Annotated in this window: 17 protein-coding genes; 2 read left to right on the forward strand and 15 right to left on the reverse strand. The window is 61.6% G+C overall.

Annotation, left to right across the window (positions count from 1 at the left end):
* Positions 1-73: 73 nt before the first annotated feature.
* The 9 genes from A477_RS0107475 to A477_RS0107525 all read right to left on the reverse strand — a co-directional run bounded on the left by A477_RS0107475 (position 74) and on the right by A477_RS0107525 (position 7,912).
* Positions 74-700 carry a tetratricopeptide repeat protein gene (locus A477_RS0107475; RefSeq protein WP_017198394.1) on the reverse strand — a complete coding sequence of 209 codons (627 nt, stop codon included), beginning with the start codon at positions 698-700 and terminating at the stop codon, positions 74-76.
* 95 nt (positions 701-795) lie between these two features.
* Positions 796-1,206: an MmcQ/YjbR family DNA-binding protein gene (locus A477_RS0107480; RefSeq protein WP_017198395.1), complete on the reverse strand. Its 411-nt coding sequence runs from the start codon at positions 1,204-1,206 to the stop codon at positions 796-798.
* Between the two features lie 49 nt (positions 1,207-1,255).
* Entirely contained in the window at positions 1,256-2,080 is an 825-nt protein-coding gene (locus A477_RS0107485; protein WP_237715745.1) for a polysaccharide deacetylase family protein, read from the reverse strand.
* A gap of 138 nt (positions 2,081-2,218) precedes the next feature.
* The gene (locus A477_RS0107490; protein WP_017198398.1) at positions 2,219-2,644 is read right to left on the reverse strand and encodes a CoA-binding protein; all 426 of its coding nucleotides are present in this window, start codon (positions 2,642-2,644) and stop codon (positions 2,219-2,221) included.
* A gap of 89 nt (positions 2,645-2,733) precedes the next feature.
* Positions 2,734-3,726, reverse strand: coding sequence for a hypothetical protein (locus A477_RS0107495; protein WP_017198399.1), 993 nt, complete (start codon positions 3,724-3,726; stop codon positions 2,734-2,736).
* Positions 3,723-4,277, reverse strand: a complete 555-nt coding sequence (locus A477_RS0107500) for an RNA polymerase sigma factor (RefSeq protein ID WP_017198400.1) — start codon at positions 4,275-4,277, stop codon at positions 3,723-3,725. Before A477_RS0107500 ends, A477_RS0107495 begins: the two co-directional genes overlap by 4 nt.
* 393 nt (positions 4,278-4,670) lie before the next feature.
* Entirely contained in the window at positions 4,671-6,005 is a 1,335-nt protein-coding gene (locus tag A477_RS0107515) for an HNH endonuclease (RefSeq protein ID WP_026005427.1), read from the reverse strand.
* A 228-nt stretch (positions 6,006-6,233) separates the two neighbouring features.
* Complete coding sequence (locus tag A477_RS0107520) at positions 6,234-6,848, reverse strand: TetR/AcrR family transcriptional regulator (RefSeq protein WP_017198403.1); 615 nt, start codon at positions 6,846-6,848, stop codon at positions 6,234-6,236.
* Positions 6,845-7,912, reverse strand: a complete 1,068-nt coding sequence (locus tag A477_RS0107525; protein WP_017198404.1) for a saccharopine dehydrogenase family protein — start codon at positions 7,910-7,912, stop codon at positions 6,845-6,847. The genes A477_RS0107520 and A477_RS0107525 overlap by 4 nt, the downstream gene beginning before the upstream one ends.
* Before the next feature lie 452 nt (positions 7,913-8,364).
* Here A477_RS0107525 and A477_RS0107530 point away from each other — a divergent pair, with 452 nt between their 5' ends.
* Positions 8,365-9,501, forward strand: coding sequence for an AI-2E family transporter (locus tag A477_RS0107530; protein WP_017198405.1), 1,137 nt, complete (start codon positions 8,365-8,367; stop codon positions 9,499-9,501).
* A gap of 10 nt (positions 9,502-9,511) precedes the next feature.
* Here the strand turns inward: A477_RS0107530 and A477_RS0107535 are convergent, their stop codons facing one another.
* A complete protein-coding gene (locus A477_RS0107535; RefSeq protein ID WP_017198406.1) occupies positions 9,512-9,967 on the reverse strand; it encodes an iron chaperone in 456 nt (151 codons plus the stop codon).
* A gap of 371 nt (positions 9,968-10,338) precedes the next feature.
* On the opposite strand from A477_RS0107535, the gene A477_RS0107540 reads away from it, so the two are divergent.
* Positions 10,339-11,940 carry a chitobiase/beta-hexosaminidase C-terminal domain-containing protein gene (locus A477_RS0107540; RefSeq protein WP_192811988.1) on the forward strand — a complete coding sequence of 534 codons (1,602 nt, stop codon included), beginning with the start codon at positions 10,339-10,341 and terminating at the stop codon, positions 11,938-11,940.
* A 77-nt stretch (positions 11,941-12,017) separates the two neighbouring features.
* Here A477_RS0107540 and A477_RS0107545 read toward each other — a convergent pair whose 3' ends face one another.
* From A477_RS0107545 to A477_RS0107565, 5 genes are all read right to left on the reverse strand, one after another.
* Positions 12,018-13,052, reverse strand: coding sequence for an alcohol dehydrogenase catalytic domain-containing protein (locus tag A477_RS0107545; protein ID WP_017198408.1), 1,035 nt, complete (start codon positions 13,050-13,052; stop codon positions 12,018-12,020).
* Positions 13,053-13,125: 73 nt separating this feature from the next.
* On the reverse strand, positions 13,126-13,431 hold the full coding sequence (locus A477_RS0107550; protein ID WP_017198409.1) for a putative quinol monooxygenase: 306 nt from the start codon (positions 13,429-13,431) through the stop codon (positions 13,126-13,128).
* Positions 13,432-13,470: 39 nt separating this feature from the next.
* On the reverse strand, positions 13,471-14,052 hold the full coding sequence (locus tag A477_RS0107555; RefSeq protein WP_017198410.1) for a glycerol-3-phosphate responsive antiterminator: 582 nt from the start codon (positions 14,050-14,052) through the stop codon (positions 13,471-13,473).
* A 39-nt stretch (positions 14,053-14,091) separates the two neighbouring features.
* Positions 14,092-15,618, reverse strand: coding sequence for an FAD-binding oxidoreductase (locus A477_RS0107560; RefSeq protein ID WP_017198411.1), 1,527 nt, complete (start codon positions 15,616-15,618; stop codon positions 14,092-14,094).
* Positions 15,615-17,291 carry a glycerol-3-phosphate dehydrogenase/oxidase gene (locus A477_RS0107565; protein WP_017198412.1) on the reverse strand — a complete coding sequence of 559 codons (1,677 nt, stop codon included), beginning with the start codon at positions 17,289-17,291 and terminating at the stop codon, positions 15,615-15,617. Before A477_RS0107565 ends, A477_RS0107560 begins: the two co-directional genes overlap by 4 nt.
* Positions 17,292-17,314: the final 23 nt, after the last annotated feature.

Consider the following 17,314-nt stretch of genomic DNA (forward strand, 5'->3'; position numbering starts at 1 on the left):
TAATTCACCACGAATGATCGAAAATCAATCTTTCTTGGCAGTTTCGATCAACATTTGTCAAAGCGTGATCTTTCTACGGACCTTCCGCGAGGGCTTTTCCGCACTCCGTAATCGCCTGCCGCGCCATGGCCCTCTGCCGCTCAGTTCCCAGTCGTTCCGCCCATTGTTCGGCCAATTGGAACTCCACCAAGGCTTCCGTGAGCCGGTTTTTACCCTGCAGAAACGCACCAAGACCTGCGTGCAAAGCAATCATCCATCGCTTGGTTCGCGCATCATGGGAGGTAGATGCATATTCAAGGGCGCTACGCATCCACACTTCGGCGTTTGCAGCATCTGCGATCGAGAGCATGTGCAGGGCATCGACAGCCAGGAATTCCTCACCAAGATGGTCCGCCAACTCGGCCGCCTGCTCCAAGAGAGGCACAGCCATGGCGGGCCGCCCGCCGGAGTTAAGAACCCGCCCGCGCTCGAGGAGGATACGCACGCCAACAGTTGGCTCGTCGTCGTCAATCTGGTCCAGGAGGGCGTCGGCTTCTTCGAAACGGCCCTGCAAACCAATGGCCCGCCCAAGCTGGGTTGCCAACTCAGCGCGCTCGTCGACGTCGTATAAGTCTTCTGTCATCGCGGCGCGGAACGCTGCCTCGGAGGATGCAGGATCGCGAAAGTTCCATAGGTTGTCCAGTGTCTTCTGATCCAGCATCAAACCGCTCCTGACCAGCCCGTGGCTGAGGTCTTTAGGTATGCAGTATCAATCTAGTCCCATGTCAGCGCCGTGGGGAGGGGTTTGCGTGCGTGTCAGTGGCCCTGTGGTTTTGCGAGCCTGGCCCAACCAAGTTGCTCCTGTTGCTTGCGACTCAATGTCGCCACTACGAGGTCATACGAGTCCTCCACCATGTCCCGGATCATGTCATCGGGAAGGGAACCGTCCAGGCGGACACCGTTCCAGTGTGTCTTGTTCATATGCCAGGCGCCGGTGATTTCAGGATTCGCTGCCCTAAGTTGTTCGGCCAATGCGGGCTCGCATTTGAGGCTCACGGACCAGTTGTCCGGATCCATGGTGGACAACGCGAACATTTTGGCCTCCTGACGCGAACCACCCGCGACGGCGGCACGCACCTTGAACACGGAGGTCTCGGGACCGAACGGGAAGTCTTCGAAAGCACCGGGAAAGCCCAGGCAAATCGCGCGGAGGGTGGAAACGTCCATGCGGAGAGCCTACTGGCGCTGCGGGCGGCGGGCTATGTCGACGCTCCGCCTACGCCACGCCCAGGAAGTCCTCCAGCAGCACCACTTCAAGTCCCGCCGCCAATTGTGCAGCGCGGAAAGCAGCGAGGTCAGCGGCGAACTCAGCCCGGAAATGCATGAGCACAATGTCACCGGGACGCAGTGAGTTGCCCACCTGGTAGTCCATCTTCCCGGCGTTCGCCTTCGCCTCCCACGTAACGATTGCCTTCATTCCTGCGTCAGCAACGGCTTGGCGCATCACGCTGGAGTAGGCGCCTCCCGGCGGCCGAAAAAGCGTAGGACGGCGGCCGTAGTGCTGGAGCGCATACTCCTGCATTCCCACTATGTCGTTGAGTTGCTGCTGATAACCCCACTGCCTCACCATGTTGATGTTGTGAGTGACCGTGTGGTTCTCGATCAGGCTGCCCTGGGCTTTGAACGCGTTGAAGAAAGCCGGGTTATCCGCGATGGTGTCCCTGGTGAGGAACAGCGACGACGGATAGTCGTACTCTGCCAAGAGCTTGATCGACTCCGGCGTTTTGATGTTGCCGTCATCGATGGTCAGGAACACCACCGGGTGCTTGGTCTCGATTTTGGTGATCACCGGTGCCAGCCCACCAATGATCGGCGGCAGCTGATAATCCGGGATAAACGTGCGGCGGATGCGCTTGGTGGCCGTCGGCGTGGGGGTTGGAGACGGAGTTAGCGTTGGCGAAGCGGACGACGTCGGTACCTCGCCGCCCACGGCCAACGCACCATTCGGTCCCGGGGCCTCGTGCGAGCCGGCAGCGCCACTGGGCGTTAGCGCCGGCGTCGAACTTTGAGCGGCGGTGCACGCCGTCAATCCGGCCACCACGGAAGCACCTAAGACACTGAAGACGGCCCGTCTGCTGGGAGTGGAAACAGGCACCGCAGAATGGCCACCGAACATGGTTGTCCCCCAAGACTCAAGAAATGATTCAGCTGCAATCTAGCAGAGGAATCAGCCCGGCCATCACAGGCCGTAATGCCAGCCTTCACGTGCCGGGCAGGAGTTGACCACAACATCGAGTCCGGCCTTAAGTGCACGTTCCACGGCATCGTCGTCAAAGACGCCGAGTTGGAGCCATACAGCCTTGGCACCGATCGCAATCGCTTGGTCAATCACTGCGCCCACGCGTTGGGAGTTAACGAAACAGTCCACAACATCGATCGGGTGCCTGGCCTCGGGGACGTCCGCCAAGGATTTATAGCCCTTTTCGCCGTGCACATCTTCGCCCTTGAGGTTGATGGGAATGATTTCCATGCCCATTTTGTCCCGAACATACAGCGAAACATCGTATGCAGACCGCCACTGGTTGGTGCTGAGGCCAACGATGGCCCAGGTGCCTTTTGTTCGCATCAACCGCTCGACGACGGCCGGATCGTTGACATGCATCATGCCCCCAGCCTACTCCCGGCCTTGCGCCGGCAGCTTTGCCGAATATTCTGCACGTCAGGCCAGGTTTCCTTCAAGCGGCTGGTCCTTGCCTAGCGTCGGTCGCCGTGCTTAAGCCACTGCTTCCACCTGTCCGCGGCCATCCTTAACTGCTCGTCAGTCAGTTGCTTGCCCAGAACGGGAGGCACGCTTCCGGGCTTGATGCCGTCCGCTCCCGGCAATGCAGGCGCAGGCTTGCCGGCACCTTGCAGTGACGCATCAGGCTTACCGGAATGCGGCTTCTCCGCTTTGACCGGGGCGGGCTTTGTCTGCGGAATCGGCCTGGCAAGGTTCGGGGCGGCATGGCCCGGCGTGGCGCTGCCCGGCGTTGCGTGGCCCGGCGTGGCGTGGCCCGGCGTGGCGCTGCCCGGCGTTGAGCCGCTCTGGGCGCTACCGGCCGAAGCAGGCTTTTCCTCGGCAATAGCGGGACCGGGGGCTGCGAGCACGTCCTGCGCCTGTGCCTGTGCCTGTGCCTGTGCCTGTGCCTGTGCCTGTGCCTGTGCGGGAGTTTCGACGGGCGCAGCGCGGTCTGGCACGGGAACGGATGGAGCGGCCGGGATTGGCGGAACCGTTGCAGGGTTCACAACCGGAGCAGGTTCCGTGCTGACGCGAGGGGCATCGGGAACCGGCAGTACGGGCGCCGCGTCCACTGACTGCGGCCGGACATTGCGCAGAAGTTCATCAACAAAGGAAGGGTTCCGGGTGAAGCCGGAACTCGCTGCGGCAACACCACTGACGCCGAGACCCATGGCTGCCACCACCGCTACGCTCACTACGGCGGTGCGGTGTTTGTGCCTCCACCGACGTTTGGAGACTTCATCATGCGGACCAGCCAGCATGGCGGAAAGCTCCGCGCCGGGAGTTGGCGCTGCCAGGTTGGCGAAGGAACCCAATGAGAGGAGCGCCTGCCGGACGCTGGACGTAGCACCGGCATCAGCGACATCAGTGGCGTTAGTGGCATCGACGTCAGTGGCATCGACGTCAGCAGCACTGTCGAGTAGCAGCTCGTCCACGATTGCTTCGCGTTCACTATCCCTGTATGTCATGGCGACACGTATTCCTTTACTGCCGAGTGCTCACGGAGTGTAATAAGTGCCCGCCGCTGCAGTTGTTTCACTGCCCCGTCGGATTTCCCCATGATCTCGGCAACCTGCTCAACGGTCAGGCCTGCCACGATTCGAAGCGTCAGGACCTCCCGCTGGTCGTCACCAAGGTAGTCCAGAAGTTTCATGACCTCTTTGGGCGCCAAGAGACCCATGGCTTCCGCCTCCGCGGAACTCACTTCGCGGGTATCCCGCTCCGGCTCAAACTCGTGGTGTTCAGGTGCCCTGCTTTGCTTCCGATGCTCATCAACCATGCGGGCATGCGCCACCGAGAAAATGAAGGTCCGGAGGCCGTGAACTCCGCCACTGATGTCATCCAGTCTGGGCAGAACTGCCAGGAACACGTCCTGGGTGATTGCTTCCGGGTCTGGCACACCTTTGGCCGTCAGATAGCCAAGAACCTGGCCGGCATAGGTCTGGTAGACGGCGCCGAACAGTTCCGCGTTATTGCCCTTGAGTGCATGTAGCGCTTCATCGGTCAATGCGTCGGTCACAGAATGAGGCTTTCGATCGGCGGCAGGTCCGTTGCTTGGGCCTGGACATCCGCCTTGTCACCAACGGACGACCCCACCAAGGGTAACTGCTCTCCGCGCCCTTCCGTAGAAGGACCCGCTATCCCGACAAACTCCCCGAGACTAAACTTTCCGAGACCTCCCGGAGATCAAACTCCCCCGAGACAAGGAAGAACCGAGCTGGAACATGATGGGGGACAAATTCCAGCTCGGCCCTTTCAAAGACGTAATCGTCGCGGCACACCAAAGGGTTACGCGGGGTACGAACTTTTTTTGAAATCTTTTGCAGGCTTATTGAGGTGGGCAGAAATGAGCCTCCGAGCGGGCAGCAACAAGCCGTCGGGCAGGCAGCACGGGGACATCTGCGGCGGATGTCTATGTTCTGGAGGGGCGGTGTCCGGGCAGGGGTGGGGCTTTGGATTTGTACGTGTGCCCGGTGGGGGTGCTGATTTCCAGGGTGTGGACACCCCCGTGCGCGTCAGCATGTACGGTTTTGCTGGTCCAGCCGGGGTTTTCCTTGGTGTGGTTGCACGCCTCGCACAGACCTGCACCGTTGGCGAGGTTCGTTTTCCCTCCGGAACGCCAAGGAACCACATGGTCGATATGCCGGATGGGCGCATCACAGTACGGCATCCGGCAAGTATCGTCACGGGTTTCAATGAAACGCCGAAGCCTCGTCGGGAAGAGCCGGGCTTTGGAGTCCATGCTCAGGAGCTCACCACTGGCCGGCGCGGTGTAAAGCCGCCGAAGCCAGACACTGAGCTCTGTATCCGCCGTTCTCGCGTGGACCTGGCCGGCTTGCCCCGAACCGACTATTTCCCTTCCCCATTCTGCGGGGACGATTCCGTAACCCTTGAGCCGGGCCGGTTCGCTGTCGCCTTGGAAGAGGGTGCGGTCAGTCATGATCAGGTCCAGGTTGATCCCGGAGACCCCGCCCGGGGTACCGGTGACGCGTTCGACCACAGTGTCGGCCATGACCTGACCACGGGTGCCGGTGTCACCGCTGCAACGGGCCGCATCAGCCGCCCGGCACAGGGCAGCATAAACCGCGACCCCTTGGGCGACCGGCAGCAGCGCGGTCAGGTAAGTCATCGTGTCCGGCGCCGGACGCAGACTCACCGTCCGCTCGGCGGCAGCACGGCTCGCACGACCAGCCACCGACCGCGGATCCCGCCGATACGCAGCAGCCTTCACCGCCGCAACAATCGCCCGATCGCCCTTCCCGTCAAAAGTCCCGGTATCTGCGGCGAGCTCCTCATCCACCGCGCACCGGTCCTCAACAGACAAACACGCCGTCTCCTTCACCAAAAGCGTGGCCCGCCACTCATTCAACTGCCCCGACTTCAAGGCCGCCAACGTCCGCGGCATCTCCATCACAAGGGCTTTCGCCAAACCCAGCAACCGGGACCCACGATTCGGTGACTCCCTCCGGGCCAACGCCACCTGAGCACCCACCCCCTGGCCCCGCTCCAAGACAGGAACACCAGCCTCGGCCTGCTCAGCACGCTGGGCAAGATCAAACGCCACAGCAACCCGCGCCTGCAAAGCCGTAATGGACGACTTCATCTCCTCCAAAACCCGCAACTGCTCAATCAGGTCCCCACTCACAGTGCCGACCGGAACCGCACCGGGCTGAAAAGCAGCCGCAACCACGGCGGCGCGCCCACCCGCCACCACCGCACCCGCTTGCCTCTCCCCAACACGCTCCATGCCCTAACACTGGCAGCAGGCACCGACATTATTAGCCACCCATCAACCGGCCACGGCAATTCGGGGTACAGGAGGGCACGGAGCACTGTTCCGCTGCGTCCGTTGGGGCTTCGTAGCCTTCGGGGATCGCCGGTACTCCAGCCTCCAACGCACGGCATAAACCCGCGCGGAGTTCCGTAAGTTGCTGGACTTAGAAATCGTCGTAGGCGGCGGGGTCGCTAAGCTGATTCACTGTGCGGGCTCCTGTCCGTGGATCAACCATTGTGCTGTGCGGATGATGGCGTTGTCGCCCGGCTCAGTTCGCAGGCCCGCGATGTCCGAGCGTGTCACAGCCGCCCCCTCGAAGAGACTCACGATCGCGGCAGCCACACCGTGAAGTTCCGGTTCCGGTAAGTCCGGCCTCCCCCGCCGCACAACGCCACCCACATGGGCCGCGTACTGCTCATAGAAGCTCCTCAGGGCACTCGCCGCTTGCTGATCCGCGGAAGCCAGGGCCCAGATCTCCAGGTGCATCTTCACGTCATCAAGGGCTGAGTGTTCATGCAGCAGAGCCGTCAGGAGCCGGCGCGATTCATCCCGGGACAGGCCTCCATCTGTGCTGGGACCAAGGTCGACCCCGGCCTCCTCCGCAAGCCGCTGCAACGAGCGCTCCAGGCTTCGCTCAAGAACGGCCCGGATCAGGTCCGCCCGCGTAGGGAAGTAGTGCTGCAAGTGCCCGATCCGCACCCCGGCGGCTGCGGCAAAGTCACGCATTGCGGAGTTGGCGTTGCCTTTGGTGACCAGAACTTCTTCCGCAGCGTCGAGGAGCGCCGCCTTTCGCAGGGCGCCCTTGCTTTCGGTCATGACCTCAATATTGTCACACCGCGTGATTCAAGTTCCGCGAGCCGGGATGCCGGATCAGGCGCGGATTCGGGGAACGAAACGCCTTCCCTCGCGCCCTCTGCGAGGACTGTGCGCAGACCCAGCAACCCACCCAGCGCGGTGAGATGCGCCTGGCCCAGCGGGTCGGAGATAACCGCTGATCGTGTTCCGGCCGGACCTTTCACATCAATGCGTATATGTGCCGTTCCACCTGAACCGGGCGAATACAGGAACGAGCGACGCAGCGGCGCCCACCGTTCCCCGCTACCCCAGCGGAACAGCCCCGCCGCACGCGCGGCGAGCAACGCCGTCGTGGACGTAGTGGAACTGAATCCAATCCGGGTTGCCACCGATCCCGCTCCGATAGTCAAAGGCAAAGTGAACTGTTCCGGGGTGTCGAGCCGCGCCACCTTGGTGCGGTGACCGGCGATGTCCACCCAGCGCGTGTCAGTCAGGGGGCGTACGACGGCGGCCTGACCGCCTTTGCGTACTTCAAAGTCCAGTCCCAGCCGGTCCATGAAGTCCACCGAATCGACACCGGCCTGGTCATTGATGTCGTAACGGATGGCGACGTCGATCGTGTCTCCGCCGCCCGCGTCCTGGGCCAAAGCTGCTGCGACGATGTTGGTGACCCCGCCCATCCAGCCCGAGCTAAGCAGTACAGGAGCAGTTGGCCGCAGGAGGGTGGCCTGCGTGACTGCCCGGGTGACGCGGCTGGTCCAACGGGTGACGTCAACATACGGAATACCGGCGCTGACGGCAGCGCGGAGCACCCTGTCATCGGGATCGTTGACAGTGCTGATGACTGCCCGGACCTTGGCGGCAAACGGCTCCGCCTGGTTGAGGTCCCACTTCCGGACTGTCACGTCTTGTTGCTGGCCGGGAATCTTGCCGCTGATCAAGTGGCTGCCGCGATCAGGGTTCCTCCCCGTCAGCAGCAAGGGCCAATCTGTTGCGGCGAGGCGGGTTAGCGCCGTTCCGACGGTGCCGTAGCCACCGACGATCAGCACGGGACCGGTGGTATCGAGTTTCAAGTCATCATTCATGAGTAGATTCTAGGTCAATTGACCTAGAATCTACAGCCGAGTTTGCGCTCGGCCGCCTAACTCCCGGACTCGACTCCGGCTTAAACCCAGCCCTACAACTGCCAAGCAACCCGGAGTAGGCTGCAGGTATCTGCCGGAGCTATACCCTGAGTACGCAAAGGAGAGATCATGACACTGCCTCCAACGCACGAGCCCGAGCCATTCCCGCCGGATCCCGGACCTGTCCCGCCACCGCCGGATCCCACGACGCCGTTCCCGCCTAGCCCCATTCCGGACCCGAATCCCACCCCCGGTCCCTCTCCGGTCCCCGATCCCGGACCCGTTCCGCCGCATCCCGATCCGACTCACTAGCCGAGCCATCTCAACGGGGCACGTCGCCACACCAGCGAAATAGTCAGTAGGCTTATGTTTGATCACGTCGGTTTGACCGATGCGAACGAACAGGAGCCATCATGACGTCGTCCAAACAAACAGCGCCCGTGCCAGTCCGCAGGCAGTACAAACCCGATCTCTGGAAAGACTCATTGGGCCGGACGGCCATCCGGGCAAGCCAGATACTGCTCGTGCTTGCCCTGACAGTGGTGGCAATCTTCGGGCTGTTGCAAATTCGGCTGCTGGTCATCCCGGTACTCATAGCGCTGATCCTGGCTGCCGCCATCGGCCCCTTCGTGAATATGCTGCGACGTCGCGGTTGGCGCGGTGGCTTGGCCACCGGCGTCGCATTCCTGGGCCTGTTGATAGTGCTCGGCGGAGTGATCACTGTCATCGTGCTGTCAGTGCGCAGTCAATGGGACGAGCTGATCAGTCAGGCAGCGCGAGGGCTGGACGAACTCGAGAACTTCCTGCTGACCGGCCCCTTCCCCATTGACCGGGAGCAGATGAACCAGGCCCGCGAAGCCATAGTGGAGTTCGCCCAAAGCAGCCAGGTTCGGTCCGGCGCAGTGACAGGGCTGTCGGTGGTCACCGAGTTCCTGGCTGGCGCCAGCCTGGTGGTTGTCATCCTGTTCTTCTTCCTCAAGGACGGCGCCAAAATCTGGGAGTTTTTCCTGCGGCCCTTCAAAGGAACGCGCGAAGCCAAACTGCGTCGCGTCGGCAAGCGGACCATGGAGGTCCTGGGTGGCTACGTCCGGGGAACGGCGATCGTGGCGCTGGTGGACACGGTGGCCATCGGCGCCGCCCTGCTCATCCTGCAGGTTCCGCTCGCCATCCCCCTGGCCATCATCGTGTTCATCGGCGCGTTCATCCCCTTGGTGGGTGCCACAGTGGCCGGAATTTTGGCTGCCTTGGTGGCACTCGTGGCCAACGGCCCCCTAGTGGCACTGATCGTGATCATCGTCGTGATCGCCGTCAACCAGCTCGAAGGAGACCTCCTCCAGCCAGTCGTCATGGGCAAATCCTTGGAGCTCCACGCATTGGTCATCCTGATGGCCCTAACAGCAGGCACCATCCTCGCCGGCATCATCGGCGCCGTCTTGGCGGTACCGATCGCGGCCGTCACGTGGGCCATCATTCAGGTCTGGACGGCGGAAGACCCGGACCTGGAACCCATGAATCCGGATCTCCCGCCCGCCAACAGCGAACCGGCTTGAGAGCGCTGCCCTATCCCAGTGCCTTCTTGATGAGTTCGACGATCCTGGCCTCTACCTCAGGCGTGATTTTCGTAAGGGCGAAGGACGTGGGCCACATGGCTCCGTCGTCCAGCTGCGCGTTCTCTTCGAAGCCCAGCGTGGCGTACCTTGCCTTGAACTTATGTGAGCTCTGGAAGAAGACAATGTTCTTCCCGTCCTTGGCATAGGCCGGCATGCCGTACCAGGTTTTGGGCGTGAGCTCCGGGGCGTGCTCCTTGACGATTGCGTGGAGGCGCTCGGCCATGAGCTTGTCCGGCTCGGGCATCTCAGCGATCTTGGCCATAACGTCAGCTTCGCCGTCGGCTTTGGATGCTTTCTTGCGTGGTGCCTTCTTGAGTTCCTGTGCGCGCTCCTTCATCGCGGCGCGCTCTTCTTCCGTGAAGCCGTCGTAGGACTTGGTCTTGTCAGTGGTTCCGGTCTCAGCCATGGCAGGCCCCTCTTATCTGCTGGATTTCATGCGGATAACCCAACGATAGGTCTCGGCGGCCAGGGCAGCTTCTCCGAAACTGCTCGATCTGACTGACGACCATGGGGACTAGTATCGACAACCCCGCAAAGGAGGGGGCCAACCAACCCCACAAAGAAGTAGCCCTAGTCGCGCCTCACAGGCACAAAACCTGTACATACAACTTTCGCCATACGCATGATTGCTGTTCATGACCGGTTGGGCCTACATCTACCCATTCACTAAATCCTTGAGGGGACCACAACCACCTATAGCCGTGCACCCGCACGGCACCGGATTACGGAGCATCAATGCCTGATGTAGGCACTGCCAAACCTAAAAACCCCTCTACCGTGACTCGCTTCGCAGTAATGTCTGCCCTCATGGCCGTTGCGTTGCTGCCAATGGCCCAGCCTGCAGTGGCATCGCCGCACGAACCGCCTGAGGCCCCGACCTTCAGCGTCGACGGTGGACGTTACGAAGAATCGGTCTCGGTCCGATTGAACGCAGCCCCCGGAGAGACTATCCGTTACACGACGGACGGAACCATCCCTACGAAGGCCAGCCCCACTTTTGCCGGCAAGCCGATCCAGATCACCGAAGACATGAATCTCACGGCCCGGGCCTTCAAGGGCAGCCAGCCCGGAGCTGTCTCCAGCGAGGGCTACCTCATCAGGAACGGCGAACAACCCATAGCCCGATTCATGATCATGTCCGATGTACACGTTGGCGACTACGACGGCGACCGAAAGCGTTGGGCATCCTATTTCGACACCATCAAGAATGTGCTTGGCACCCCCGACGCCATCCTTTCGAACGGCGACATGATCAACGACAATTGGAACGGACGCGGCCAGGACCACAAAATCGTGCAGAGGATCTTCGCCGAGAATCTCGAGCGGAAGGGCATGGGCGACACACAGGTCTTTATGTCGTACGGAAACCATGACGCAACGCTGGCCGAACTCCGCGCCGGGTACCCGAAGGAGTGGTTCCCGGACTCCGGTGGCGGTTACTACCGCACCGAAGTCAACGGAGTTCCCATGATCACCGTCAACACGGAGAACTATTCCACCCAACAGGGCGCATGGCTGCGGGAGCAACTGACTGGCATCACTGCCGACCCGGGATACCGGAACCTGCCGGTCATCATCCAAGGTCACCGGCCCACCCCGGGAACCGTTATGGATGGTCAGCAGACCAGCAATCCACGATTGGCCCAGGACCTTTCAGCTTTCCCTCAAGCGATCTACTTCTCCGGCCACTCGCACCTCAACTTGAACGATCCTCGATCCATTCACCAAAAGTCATTCACTGCAGTGAATGACTCCAGCTCGTCCTACATTGAGATCGACCACGGCTATCAAATGCTCACGGCTGAGGGTCAACTGGCCAACCGCTTTGAAACACCCACAGCCCAGGCCGTTGCCGTCGAGGTCTACCCCGGCCGCACAGTCATCAACCGCATCAATTTCAACGCAGATCTCAATGACATTTACACCGACGGCAATTGGTCCGCCAACTGGCAGCCGCCGTACTTGTCCGATGGCACGCTCGCTGGTGAGGCGTGGGAAGTAAGCACCCGCGGGGACAGCAAGAAGATCGTTGAGACGTTCACCTACACGGACGCGAACCGCAACACATCCGGCCCAACGTGGCCCCAGGGTCAACCCCTGGAGTCCGTGGCCGGAGACGATGGGAATCTAACGTTGCGCATCCACCAGGCGGCTGACGACGAGATGGTGCACCACTACAGGATCCGTGTGACACGCGAAGGAAGCAACGACCCGGTCCTGGACACCAAGCTCGCTAATCGCTTTGATGTGGTCCCGGCACCATCCGTCCTGGACGTACCTCTGCCCGTGAAGCGGGATGGTTCGAGTTTCCGAGCGGAAGTCATAGCGGTCGACGCCCAGGGCAATACTTCCCCGGCGACCGTCAAGGCCATCGCGTAAACCAGCCTGGCCACATAGGATCCTCAGCCGAGAGGGCCTGAACACGGCATTGCACCGGGCTCAGGCCCTCAAGGTCATCACGCTACGAAAAGCCTTCGCACCACACGCCCGTCGGCAAGCGCATCGAGGCCTTCATTGATCTCCGCCAGCGGCTTGGTGTCGGTGTGCAGTAGTTCCAGCGGAAGCTTTCCATCCCGCCAGAGTTGCACGTAGGCGGGAATGTCCCGGGCAGGCACGGAGTCCCCCATGTAGGAACCCAACAGTCGAATACCCTTGCCGGCGAACTGCAGCGCTTGGACGTTGAGTTGCTGGTCCGGGTGCGGCAGCCCCACGGATACAAGGGCGCCACCACGGTCCAGGAGCCCAAGGCAGGACTCCATAACCTTTGCGCTGCCAACGGCCTCGACGGCCATATCAACGCCCTGCCCGGCATGCTCCGCGACAAGCGCTGCAGCTGATTCCGGCGGACCGGCAAACCCCGCACCGCAGTGCAATGCCAGCTGCTGCTTTTCCTCAAATGGGTCGATGGCGATAACAGTGGTACCGGGCACCTGAGCGGCCGCCATGACTGCCATCAGGCCCACGGCCCCCAAACCGAACACGATTATCGACTGCCCCAGGTGGAGGTCCCCGGAGTTCAGGACGGCACCGATCCCAGTTAGCGCTGCGCAGCCAAACATCGCAGCAACATCCCACGGAACATCATTGTCGATGGCCACCAAAGATTCACGGGCAACGACGGCGTATTCGGAAAAGGCAGAAACCCCCAGATGATGGTTGATCCGCCTACCGTCAGCAGTTTTCAGTGCGGCCTCACCGTGCAGCAAGTCTCCGCGCCCGTTGGCGTCCGCCGCCCGGTGGCACAATGCCGGACGGCCGGCCTCGCAGGAGCGGCACCTTCCGCAGCTTGGTACGAACACCACCACCACACGGTCACCCGGCGCGAGGTCGTCCACGCCGACGCCAGTATCAACCACCGTTCCGGCGGCCTCGTGCCCGAGGGCCATGGGCAGCGGCCTTTCCCGGGATCCGTCAACCACAGACAGGTCAGAGTGGCAGAGGCTGGCGCGCTCGATCTTGATCAGAACTTCGCCGGGACGAGGATCCGGCACAGGCAATTCCTCGAGAACCAAGGGATTGCTGTTTGAGTAGGGACGAGTGGCCCCGGCACGATGAAGGACCGCGCTAAGCAACGTCCACCCCTTCATAGCTTTCCACGCGCCGATGTTCCAACCTCGGGATGATCTGCTGGAGACCAATGTCTTGGAAGTGGACTGATTCCCGGTGCGCGGCAAACCCTGCCTCGTCTGCGTATCGTTCAAGAATCACGAAGTGACCCGGGTTCTCGACACCCTGGAAGTAGTCGTAGGACAGGTTGGCTGGCTCAGTCCTGCTGGCCACGGCAAGCTCATTGAGGAAGCCAGCCACGGCAGCCTCTTCGCCGTCCCTGACGTGGTAGTGCGCGATCACCTGAAAGTAGGTTTCGGACATGCTCACATTCCTTTGTTCATAGTTGATTCCGGGTTCCGCTTATCGCACGGCAAGGTCCCACAGCTCAGCGGCACTCGTGGATATGCCCTTGGCACCTTCCTTGAGTGCCTGGGCAACATCGGACGAAGTCGCGACAAATCCGGCGGCCACAAACGGAGATAAGCCCTTCAGCTCACCCTCTGACAGATGGGACACCACGGGCCAAGGCATGAGCTGCACCAGATGCGGTTTGCTCTGATCAATGGCCGCCGTGCTACGGGGCAGGTTGGATCGGTCCGTCACGAACACCTTCTGCATGGTCACCATGCCCATGGAGTTCGCCCGCTGGATCATGGCAGTCCGGGTGCTCACCACGCCGCGGGTACCGATCTTCCTCAGGTATTCAAGAGCACCTTTGTCCTGCCCCAGGCCCGCGCAGGCGTCCATGTTGACGAAAGTGAATTTGCCCGCCTGGTCCAACACTTTGAGGGCACCGTCAAGCTCGTGCAATTCCAAGTGCGCCAGAATGCAGATTCTGCATTCTGAAGTAACAAACCCGGGAATCGAATTCGCCCCGAACACCGAAGCAATCACAGGGTTCCTAGTGAGCTGCACTTCCAGCTCCGGCGGGAAATCAATCATCAGCTAATTCTGCTCCATCGATGCCTGCCCGGCCCGGAGTCACAGGCCCAGCTTGCCCGGGTTGAGCAAGTTTCGTGGATCCAAGGCCGCTTTGACGGTGCGCAGCACACCAAAACCGGTACCGAGTGAAGACTCCATGTAGGGAGCACGCAGCAATCCGACTCCGTGATGATGGCTGAGTGTTGCCCGGTGTCGAATGATCACTTCATTGGCGGCGTCCCAGGCTGCCCGATACCAGTCAGCCCGGTCCTGAACATCGACGTCACCCCGCAGGGAAAAATACAGGCAGGCGCCGTCAACATAGGCATGGGATTGGTGTGCCGATCCGGCAAGGGTGCCAGGGACGCTGTTGATGGCCTCAACAACCTCCGCGTAGATCGCCGGAAGGGCACTCCACGGGCCAATCATCTCCAAGGTGTCGGCCACGAATCCGGGGCTCCGCTTGAAGCCCTCGGCGCTCTTGCCGGTCAGGTACCGGGTGTCCAGCCAGCGCTCAAAAATGGCATCGCCGTCCAAGCGGGTACCTGTGGAAGCGCAGATCCGCTCGGCAACGGCCAGCCCGGCGTCGACCATTTCGCTGGTACCCTCGTCTGCCACGAGCAGCACATTGGTGTCGGGCAAGCCAAACTGCACGCCGCTCTCCAGGGCGTCGTACAACCGGAGCGCAGCCGGCGTTCCTCCTTGCTGCATGATCTGCCTGCAGGCCTCCAGTCCGCCCGCGAAGGTGTCGAAACCGTAGGCGACTGCTTTGCCATAGCCCGGCAGACGGTGCAGTTTGAACCGCACGCGAGTAATAATTCCCAGTGTGCCTTCGGAGCCGATGAACAGTTGCAGGAGGTCCGGGCCGACGGCGGAGCGGGCGCTCTCGCCCAAGGTCACAAGATCACCATTGGCCAGGACAACGTCCATGCCGTACACCATGTCTTCAACCTTGCCGTACCTGGTGGAGAGTTGGCCGGCCCCGCGGCAAGCAACCCAACCGCCTACAGTGCTGATGGCATACGACGAAGGCCAGTGCCCCATTGTCATGCCGTAGCGGGCCTGGATGGTTTCTTCGAAAATGTCGCCGAAGACACCCGCTTCCACCTCTACGATCTGGCTCGTCTCATCGAAGGAGACGAATTTATCCAGGCCACAGACGTCCAGGACAATTCCTCCGGAGACAGGCAGGGCGGCTCCCGTGACGTTGCTCCGGCCGGCCGAAACAGTCACGGGAACGTTCTTCGCGTGGGCTATGCGCATGACGGCCTGAACCTGCTCAGTGCTGGAGACGTGCACGATCACGGCGTCGGGGGTTGCCGGGTGTCCGCTCGTTTCGGCGATCATAGTGCCGGCCCACCAGTCCCGCGTACCGTCCCGGACCAGCCCGACGTCGGTCACCACCTTTTCTGCTGCGGCAGCAAGCAGTTCCAGCGTTGCTCCGTCAACCACGCAGGGGCTCTCCGAGGTGTAGTACGCCTCGCCCGAAAGTGCCCCGATGGTGGCTGCGTAATGCGGCTGGGTGGGCGCCCCCACGGTGTAATTTCCCCTGTTGTAGCCACGTTTGACGGCTTCCTTGCTGATCATTTCTGGTTGTCTCCCATCAGGATTGCGCGTTCATGCGATGTCTGGTTCTTGTAGTCATTCACTTGGGCTTCCACGAGGCTGGCCGGTAAGTCCAGTTCCTTCATGAGTAGCTCGCCTACCCTCGCTGCCGCCGCGGCGGAGGCGTCCCGGGCCATCATCCGCGCCCGGGTTCGGCGGGAGAGGATGTCATCCACGCTCCGAGCCATCTCGTGGCGCGCCGCGTAGATAACTTCGGCCTCCACATAGGGCAGGCCTTCAACGATGGGGGTGTTCAAGGACGGATCCTCCGTGAGGATGTCCGTCACGAACCTCGCCTCCGTGCCGTATCTCTCACCCAGGTGGGAGGCGAGGCCCCCGGACGCCACCACGGCTTCGGTGTCGTACCCCGCAGCACCCAGGAGGTAGGCGTTGGAGGTCCGGCAGCGACGTCTCTGGCCCAACACCTTCTGCGCTGCGTCCACGGTTTGCTGCGCCATATGCCGGGACGTCGTCAGTTTCCCGCCAACTACTGTCACCAATCCGTCGTGGTCCGTGCGGATTTCATGGTTTCGCTTGACCTCAATGGTCTTGCCGCCGGGCGGTGCCACCAACGGACGACAACCACCTATGCTGCCGAGTACGTCGCTTGCCTCGATATCCATGTTCAGCGCGGTTCGGGCGCCGTCCAGCAGAAAGTCCATCTCGTCCCGGGTGCAATTCACGTCATCCAGATCGCCGGTGTAGTCCTCATCGGTAGTCCCGAGGTACGAGGTGTTACCCCAGCGGGTAATGGTGGCTCGGCGGTTCCTGCCGGGGACTGGGATCGTCACAGTACAGTCATTCCGGATTTTGCTCCAAGGCACTGCGATGTGAACACCTTTGGCCGGGCGAATGCTCGGAGCATCGGCGTCCTTGGCGGCGCCGGTCCAGTCCCGGAGCCACACACCAGTGGCGATGATGACTGCTTGCGCGCGTGCGGCAAGTTCCCGGCCGTCTGCCTCGACGACCACGCCGTCCACCTTGCCGCTGCGTCTTGTCACCTCGCTGACTCTGGCGCCGTTCAAGACCGTGGCACCGTGGAAGGCCGCTGTCCTGGCCAGCGCAAGCGTCAGCCGGGCGTCATCTGCGCGTGCGTCGTAGTACATGAAGCCGCTTTCAAGGTTTTCAGCCTTGAATGTAGGACAGTGGGCCAGCACCTCGTTCTTGCTGAGCTTCTGGTGCAGGACCCCTTCCCGCCAGCCCCCGGCGAGGTCGTAGGTCCACAGCAGGCTCTCGAACCCAGCCGCCAACCGGCGGTCGAAGACGCCGTCCTGGGAGAGAACGGGGAACAGGAAGGGCAACCGTTGTACCAAGTGGGCGGCGTTCTTCCGCAGCCGCTGGCGTTCCAAGAGTGAGTGCCGGACCAAGGGCAGGTTTCCCTGTTCGATATAGCGAAGGCCGCCATGAATCATCTTGGAGGATTTTGACGAAGTGCCCGAAGCAAAGTCGTCCTTCTCCAGCAACGCTACGCGGTAACCGCGAAGGACGGCGTCCATGGCAGTGTAGGCTCCAGTGACGCCGCCGCCGACGACGATCATGTCGAACTCACCGCCGTCGAGGGCGTCGAGCTGTTCCTTTCGGTCCAGTTTCAATGGCGTGTCCGAAACCATTCTGGCTCGATCCAGCTTGGGCTTGCGTGCGGGCATGGAGATCATGTGATTGTTCTTTCTGGTGCAAA

The organism is Arthrobacter sp. M2012083, assembly GCF_000281065.1.
GTDB lineage: Bacteria > Actinomycetota > Actinomycetes > Actinomycetales > Micrococcaceae > Arthrobacter.

Bases quoted from the DNA above. Each gene is read 5' to 3' on its own strand.
- A477_RS0107555 (WP_017198410.1), bottom strand. From the start codon at position 14,052: ATGATTGATTTCCCGCCGGAGCTGGAAGTGCAGCTCACTAGGAACCCT.
- A477_RS0107550 (WP_017198409.1), bottom strand. From the start codon at position 13,431: ATGTCCGAAACCTACTTTCAGGTGATCGCGCACTACCACGTCAGGGAC.
- A477_RS0107565 (WP_017198412.1), bottom strand. From the start codon at position 17,291: ATGATCTCCATGCCCGCACGCAAGCCCAAGCTGGATCGAGCCAGAATG.
- A477_RS0107490 (WP_017198398.1), bottom strand. From the start codon at position 2,644: ATGATGCATGTCAACGATCCGGCCGTCGTCGAGCGGTTGATGCGAACA.
- A477_RS0107475 (WP_017198394.1), bottom strand. From the start codon at position 700: ATGCTGGATCAGAAGACACTGGACAACCTATGGAACTTTCGCGATCCT.
- A477_RS0107530 (WP_017198405.1), top strand. From the start codon at position 8,365: ATGACGTCGTCCAAACAAACAGCGCCCGTGCCAGTCCGCAGGCAGTAC.
- A477_RS0107480 (WP_017198395.1), bottom strand. From the start codon at position 1,206: ATGGACGTTTCCACCCTCCGCGCGATTTGCCTGGGCTTTCCCGGTGCT.
- A477_RS0107520 (WP_017198403.1), bottom strand. From the start codon at position 6,848: ATGACCGAAAGCAAGGGCGCCCTGCGAAAGGCGGCGCTCCTCGACGCT.
- A477_RS0107515 (WP_026005427.1), bottom strand. From the start codon at position 6,005: ATGGAGCGTGTTGGGGAGAGGCAAGCGGGTGCGGTGGTGGCGGGTGGG.
- A477_RS0107495 (WP_017198399.1), bottom strand. From the start codon at position 3,726: ATGACATACAGGGATAGTGAACGCGAAGCAATCGTGGACGAGCTGCTA.
- A477_RS0107535 (WP_017198406.1), bottom strand. From the start codon at position 9,967: ATGGCTGAGACCGGAACCACTGACAAGACCAAGTCCTACGACGGCTTC.
- A477_RS0107560 (WP_017198411.1), bottom strand. From the start codon at position 15,618: ATGATCAGCAAGGAAGCCGTCAAACGTGGCTACAACAGGGGAAATTAC.
- A477_RS0107525 (WP_017198404.1), bottom strand. From the start codon at position 7,912: ATGAATGATGACTTGAAACTCGATACCACCGGTCCCGTGCTGATCGTC.